At 73.9% G+C, this 6,770-nt stretch carries 6 protein-coding genes and 1 pseudogene; 1 reads left to right on the forward strand and 6 read right to left on the reverse strand.

Going from position 1 to position 6,770, the window contains the following annotated elements; translation table 11 throughout:
* Nucleotides 1-372 (reverse strand): STAS domain-containing protein (locus tag PSH25_RS28590; protein WP_238661990.1); only part of this gene is annotated, 372 nt, incomplete at its 3' end.
* On the reverse strand, nucleotides 372-1,370 hold the full coding sequence (locus PSH25_RS28595) for an SDR family oxidoreductase (RefSeq protein WP_238661991.1): 999 nt from the start codon (nucleotides 1,368-1,370) through the stop codon (nucleotides 372-374). The genes PSH25_RS28595 and PSH25_RS28590, both read right to left, overlap by 1 nt.
* A 224-nt stretch (nucleotides 1,371-1,594) precedes the next feature.
* On the opposite strand from PSH25_RS28595, the gene PSH25_RS28600 reads away from it, so the two are divergent.
* Nucleotides 1,595-2,794 (forward strand): glycosyltransferase, encoded by a 1,200-nt coding sequence (locus PSH25_RS28600; protein ID WP_238661992.1) that lies wholly within the window; start codon nucleotides 1,595-1,597, stop codon nucleotides 2,792-2,794.
* On the opposite strand, the pseudogene PSH25_RS28605 reads toward PSH25_RS28600, so the two are convergent.
* The 4 genes and pseudogenes from PSH25_RS28605 to aroA all read right to left on the reverse strand — a co-directional run.
* Nucleotides 2,752-3,694 (reverse strand): annotated as a pseudogene (locus PSH25_RS28605) (DMT family transporter). The gene PSH25_RS28600 and the pseudogene PSH25_RS28605 overlap by 43 nt on opposite strands.
* A gap of 59 nt (nucleotides 3,695-3,753) precedes the next feature.
* Nucleotides 3,754-4,572: a histidinol-phosphatase gene (gene hisN, locus PSH25_RS28610; protein ID WP_238661993.1), complete on the reverse strand. Its 819-nt coding sequence runs from the start codon at nucleotides 4,570-4,572 to the stop codon at nucleotides 3,754-3,756.
* A gap of 28 nt (nucleotides 4,573-4,600) precedes the next feature.
* On the reverse strand, nucleotides 4,601-5,596 hold the full coding sequence (rsgA, locus tag PSH25_RS28615) for a ribosome small subunit-dependent GTPase A (protein ID WP_238661996.1): 996 nt from the start codon (nucleotides 5,594-5,596) through the stop codon (nucleotides 4,601-4,603).
* A gap of 135 nt (nucleotides 5,597-5,731) precedes the next feature.
* Nucleotides 5,732-6,770: 3-phosphoshikimate 1-carboxyvinyltransferase (gene aroA / locus PSH25_RS28620; protein ID WP_238661994.1), on the reverse strand; the 1,039-nt coding region annotated here is incomplete at its 5' end.

Raw genomic sequence — 6,770 nt, forward strand, 5'->3', positions numbered from 1 at the left:
GTCGAGCGTCGGCCAGGCCGGCACACCGGCGAGCGCGGTGTCCGGACGGGCCGGCCCGTCGACCGCCGGGTCACACAGCAGCAGATCCGCGGCGGGCCAGTCGGCGACCTCCCGGCGAATGTCGGCGAAGACGCCCCGCCCGGCCGGGTCGACGACCCGCAGACCGGTCACGTCGGCCACCACCGGACCGGGCCGGTCCACGAGACGGGCGAGCAGGGCGCCGCGTACCGCCTCGGCTCCGGCGGCGTCGAGCACACCGGTCAGCCGGACCACCGCTGACGACTCGTCGATTTCCACGAGACAGCTCGACATGATCGCCCCATTGTGCGCGCCGGTGACGGTCAGCGCATTCGGGCGCTCGACATCCGCCATCAGCGGTCCGACCGGGAGCGGCGGCTGATGGCCGCCAGGGTGCCGACAGCGGTGCCGGCGGCGGCCAGACCGAACGCGGCGGTCATCCGCACCACCTGTCGCCGTCGACCGTTCCAGCCACCGTCCTGGCGCGCCTGGGCATCGGCGTGGAACACGTTGCCGCTGCTGTCCAGTCGGGCGCCCGGCCCGAACTGGGTGCGGTGGGCGTACCAGCCGAGGGTGCGCTCCACCAGCGCGGGCGCCAGCCGCCACTGCAGGCCGATCAGCCGGGCCGCGCCCCCGGCGTACGCCTCGCGGCGGGGCCGGCGCAGCAGCCGGACGATGGTCTCGGCGACCACCTCCGGCGGATAGATCGGCGGAGGGGGCACCAGCTCCCGGCCGCTGTGGTTGCCCGTGTGTCGGAAGAACGGGGTGTCGATCGTGGCCGGCAGCACGGTGCAGACGGAGATGTTCCCCCGACCGGTGACCCGCAGCTCCTGTCGCACGGTGTCGGCCAGCCCACGGATACCGTGCTTGGTGGCGTTGTACGCCGACTGGTACGGCATGGCCACCTCGGCCAGCACCGAGGCGTTGTTGACCAGCACACCGCCGCCGGCGGCGCCCAGGTGGGGCAGGGCCGCCTTGATGCCGTGCACCGTCCCGAGCAGGTTGACCTCCAGCACCCGGCGGAACTCGGCGACCGGGATCTCGTCGAACAGACCCACGGCGCTGACCGCGGCGTTGTTCACCCAGGCGTCGATCCGGCCGAACTCGGCCGCCGCCTGATCGGCCAGCCGCCGTACCGACTCCAGGTCGGTCACGTCGGTCGGCACCACCAGAGCCCGACCGCCCAACTCCCGGCAGCGCTGCGAGACCTGTCGCAGGGCGGGCTCGCTGCGGGCGGCCAGCACGACGGCGGCACCCCGGCGGGCCAGTGCGTACGCGGTCGCCGCGCCGATCCCGCTGGACGCGCCGGTGATCACCACGGTCGAATCGTCGAGACTGCGGGTCAGCGGCATTCCTCAGCGGTACCCCCGGCCGGGCCTGGTCACACCGATGACGGCTTGTCGATCATCGTCGAACCGTGCGGTTGCGTGCCGCGTGTGCTTGCCGTGGCGCAAGTGTCGGCGGCACTCGCGCTGACTCTTCCTGATCTGCCAGGTTTCGGCTCAGCGTCGCGGGGTTAATGGGACGCTCTGACCGGGAGGACCACCGCCGAGGAAAGATCGCAGGGAGGTGACCCATGCGCGTCGGCCTCGTCTGCGCGCACGCCAGTTCCTACCGCCACGCCGACGGCCCGCCGGTCGGCACCCGACAGCACATCGCCCGGGTCGCCACCGAACTGGCCGAGCGAGGCCATGACGTCCGGCTCTACGTCCGCCGGGACGACCCGGCGCTGCCGGCGACGACGACCGTCGACGGCTACCAGGTGCACCAGGTGCCCGCCGGTCCGCCCACCTCGCTACCCACCGCCGAGCTGATCCCGTACGTGACGGAGGTCGGCCGCTGGCTGGCCGACGAGTGGTCGGGTGCCTGGCGGCCCGAGGTGGTGCACGGGCACTACTGGGTCGGTGGTCTGGCCGCCGCACACGCCGTTCGGGAGACCGACATCCCGGTGGTGCAGACGTTCCACTCGCTCGGCATCGAGCAGCTGCGACACCTGGGCGGCAACTACGACGGGCCGGGGCAGCGGATCACGCTGGAGCGCGCGTTGACCCGGGCGGTCGACATCGCCGTGGCGCAGTCCAACGACGAGGTCGACGAGCTGACCCGGATGGGTCTGCAACGCAGCTCCGTCGCGTTGGTGCCGGCCGGCGTCGACATCGACCTGTTCCACCCCGACGGCGAGGCCGCACCGCGCGAACAGCGGCCCCGCATCCTCTCGGTGGGCTCGCTCGCCGCCGGGCACGGCCAGGAGGACCTGATCCGGGCGATGCGGCTGGTCGGAGACGCCGAGCTGGTGATCGCCGGTGGGCCACCGGCCGACCAGTTGGCCAACCACGCCGAGGCGCGACGGCTGCGCGAGCTGGCCGAACAGCTCGGCGTCGTTGACCAGGTACGGCTCGTCGGTGCGGTGCCGCACGACCAGATGGCCACCTGGTACCGGTCGGCGGACGTGGTCGCCTGCACACCGCACTACTCCTCGGCCGGGCGGGTCTCGCTGGAGGCCATGGCCTGCGGGGTACCGGTGATCGGCTATGCGATGGGCGGCCTGGCGGACGCCGTCGTCGACGAGGTCACCGGCCGCCTGGTGCCCCCCGGTGACGTACGGGCACTCGGAGTGTCGCTGCGCCGGCTGCTCAGCGACAACGCCGGTCGGTTCGCGTACGGGCACGCCGCCGTGGACCGGGTGCGCAGCAGCTACACCTGGGAGCGGACCGCCGGTGCGTTGGAGCGTCTCTACGAGCGGGTGGTGAGCCGGCGCAAGCCGGTCGAAGCCTGAGGTGGCGGTGCGGCGGGCGCTTCGCCGTGGTGCGGTGCCGGACGGTCAGCCCGGCCGGCCGGCACCAACCATGGCGCGGTCCCGACGGCGTGCCACCGAGCGGTGCTGCTGCGGTTCGGCGTACCGGGTCAGGCCGATCACCGCGGCCAGGGTGACCAGGAAGCCGGCCGCGGCCAGCCACTCCCGCCCCGGCCAGATCTTGTCGTTGAGCAGCAGCAGGCCCACGATCGCGGCCGGCACCGCGCCGGCCGCGTCCATCGCGGCGACCGCGGCGGTCGTCGAGCCGCGCTGCATGGCCAGACCGAGCAGCAGCTGACCGACGATCGAGTGGGCGATCAGCAGGTAGAACAGCGGGTCGGCGAGGAACGCCTCGGCGGACGGCGCGGACGCCAGTGGCCGGGCGGCGACCGCGGCCGAGCTGAACGCCAGCCCGGCCAGTGAGCCGAGGGCCACCGAACCCGGCGCACCGTGCAGCCGGACGGCGAAGACACCGAGCACCGCGATCACGCCGAGCGCCACCAGCAGGGCGATCGAGCCGGCGGTGCCGAGCTGCTTCGACGGCGCCGGCCGGGCGGACAGCACCAGCGCGGTGATCCCCGCGAAGAGCAGCGCCAGCAGCACCACCTCCGCCGCTGGCAGCCGCCACTTCAGCACCAGCACCCCGAGGATGGCGGTCACCCCGAGCCCGGCGGCCACGCTGGCCTGCACGAGGAACAGCGGCAGGTCCCGCCGGGCCAGGAAGGCGAGCACGAAGCCGCCGATCTGACAGCCGAGACCGACCAGGTACGTCCGGTGCCCGGCGAGGCGCAGCAGCAGGCCCGGATCGAAGGTGTGGTGGACCGTGGTGCGGGCCGCCGCCACCGACTGGAGCAGGTTGGCGAAGCCGTACGCGACGATCATCGCCGCGAGGAAGCACCAGCCGGAGGAGACCACCTGGCGAGGATAGAGGTTGCCGGGGGTCAGCGCTCGGCTGGTCGATTGAGGCGGGCGAGGATGTCGCCGTGCAGCACACCGTTGGTGGCCACCACGCTGCTGTCGGTGCCCGGGGCGCCGGCGGGCGCGGGTTGTCCGTGCAGATCCGTGACCGTGCCACCCGCCTCCGTGATGATCGGCACCAGCGCCGCCACGTCCCACAGGGACAGCTCCGGCTCGGCCATCACGTCGAGTGCCCCCTCGGCCAACAGCATGTAGCCGTAGAAGTCGCCGTACGCCCGGTTGCGCCAGCTGGCCCGCATCAGGTCGAGCACCGCGTCGAGCCGCCCGGCGCTCTCCCACCCGTTCAGCGAGGAGTAGCAGAAGCTGGCGTCGGCGACCCCGCGCACCGCTGACACGCCGATCCGTTCGCCCGCCTCGGGGCCGGGCCCGGCGTACGCGCCCCCGCCCGCGCTGGCCCACCAGCGACGTCCGAGCGCCGGTGCGGACACCACGCCGACCGCCGGCCGGTCGCCGTCGTAGAGCGCGATCAGGGTGGCCCAGATCGGCACGCCACGGACGAAGTTCTTGGTGCCGTCGATCGGGTCGACGATCCACCGGCGGCCGTTCGGGTCGGTGGACGGCTGGGCCCCGTACTCCTCACCGAGCAGCCCGTCGGCCGGCCGTTGCTCGGCCAGTACGGCGCGGATCTCCCGCTCCACTGCGGTGTCCGCGTCGGAGACCGGCGTCAGGTCGGGCTTCGCCTCGACGCGCAGGTCGAGCGCGCGGAACCGGGCCGTGGCGATGGCGTCGGCCCGGTCGGCGAGCAGGTGGGCGAGGGCGAGGTCGTCGGCGTACCCGGTCATCCCGGCAACCTAGCCCACACCCGTCGGGTCACTCGTCGGGCCCGCGCCGGTCACCCTCGCCGGGCCCGCGCTGGTCGCTGTCGCCGCGCGAGTCGCCCTCGCCGGCGCGGGAGGCGAGCAGCCGACGGTACGAGGCCAGTCGGCGCGGGTCGGCCTTACCGGCGGCCACCCACGCGTCCAGCCCGCAGTCGGCCTCGTCGGCGGTGTGCGGGCAGTTCGGTGGGCAGTCGACGGTGCCCTCGACCAGGTCCGGAAAGCCGTGCAGCAGGCTGTCGGCCGAGACGTGCGCCAACCCGAAGCTGCGGATCCCGGGAGTGTCGATGATCCAGCCCGGGTCGGTGTCGACCCCGGGTACCGGCGGCAGCCGCAGCGCCACCGCGCTGGTCGAGGTGTGCCGGCCCCGGCCGATCGCGCTGACCACGCCGACCGCGCGCAGCGCGTCCGGAACGAGGCGGTTGACAAGCGTCGACTTGCCCACCCCGGAGTGCCCGACCAGCACCGACACCTTGCCGCTCAGCAGCGCACGGAGCGCGTCGAGGTCGGAGTCGGGGCGGTTGAGCACGTACGGCAGCTCCAGCTCGGTGTAGTAGCCGAGCACCTCCTCCGGCCCGGCCAGGTCGGCCTTGGTGAGGCAGAGCAGCGGCTCGACGTCCGCGTCGTACGCGGCCACCAGGCAGCGGTCGATGAACCCGGTGCGCGGCGGTGGGTCGGCCAACGCGCTGACGATCACCAACTGGTCGGCGTTGGCCACCACCACCCGTTCCAGCCGACCCTCGGCGGTGGTCTCGTCGTCGTCGGCGGTGCGGCGCAGCACCGAGCGGCGCTCGGCGATCCGGACGATGCGGGCCAGCGCGCCCTCCGCGCCGGACGTGTCGCCGACCAGGCTGACCCGGTCACCGACCACCACCGACTTGCGGCCCAGCTCGCGGGCCCGCATGGCGGTGACCGTGGGCAACTCGGCGCCGACCACGCCGCGCTCGGCCCCGGAGAGCACGCAGGTGTAGCGCCCCCGGTCGACGGCGATGACGAAGCCGTCGACCGCGTCGGCGTGCTGCGGGCGGGTGCGCGTACGCGGGCGCGACGACTTTCCGGGCCGGACCCGTACGTCGTCCTCGTCGTACTCCCGCCGTTTGGTCGCCAGGACCTTTCCTCCGTCGCGTCAGCTCTTGCCGGTCACCATCGCTGACCATAGTGCCGGGAACTCGGGCATGGTCTTGGAGGTACACCCCACGTCGTCCACCTCGATGCCCGGAACGGCGAGCCCGGCCACCGCGGCGGCGTGCGCCATCCGGTGGTCGTGGTAGGTGCGGAAGACCCCACCGCGCAGCGGGCGGGGCCGGATCTCCAACCCGTCCGGCGTTTCGGTGATGTCCGCCCCGAGCCCGCCGAACTCCCGCGCGAGCGCGGCGAGCCGGTCGGTCTCGTGGCCACGGATGTGCCCGACGCCGGTGAAGACCGACGGCGAGTCGGCCAGCATGGCCAGCGCGGTCAGCACGAGGGTCAGCTCGCCGACGTCGGACAGGTCGGCGGTCAGACCGTGCACCACGCCGGTGCCGCGGACGGTCAGCCCGTTGGTGGAGAGGGTGACCTCGCCACCCATCCGCTGGAGCAGCGAGCGGAGTTGCTCGACCGGCTGCGCGCTGCTGTGCGGCCAACCCTGCAGGGTCACCTCGCCCCCGGTGACCAGGGCGGCGGCGAAGAACGGCACGGCGCCGGAGAGATCCGGCTCGACGTCCCAGCCGCGCCCGGTGAGCGGGCCGGGCTCGACGGCCCAGACGTCGGGGGTGCTGTCGTCGACCGCCGCGCCGGCGGCCCGCAGCATCCGCACCGTCATCCGAAGGTGCGGCGCGGAGGGCACCGGCGGGCCGACGTGGCGGACCACGACGCCCCGGTCGAAGCGCGGTGCGGCCAGCAGCAGCCCGGAGACGAGCTGGCTGGAGGCGGACGCGTCGATCACCACCTCGCCCCCGGCGACCCGGCCGGTGCCGAGCACGGTCAGCGGGAGGCTGCCGGAGCCGGTGACGTCGATCCGGACGCCCAGCGAGCGCAGCGCGCCGACCAGTGGGCCGAGCGGGCGGGTGCGCACGTACGGGTCGCCGTCGAAGGTGACCTGCCCGTCGGCCAGGCCGGCCACCGGTGGCACGAACCGCATCACGGTGCCGGCCAGCCCGACGTCGACGTGCGCGGGGCCGGCCAGC

Origin of the sequence: Micromonospora foliorum (assembly GCF_022229015.1) — a bacterium.
Taxonomy (GTDB): domain Bacteria; phylum Actinomycetota; class Actinomycetes; order Mycobacteriales; family Micromonosporaceae; genus Micromonospora; species Micromonospora foliorum.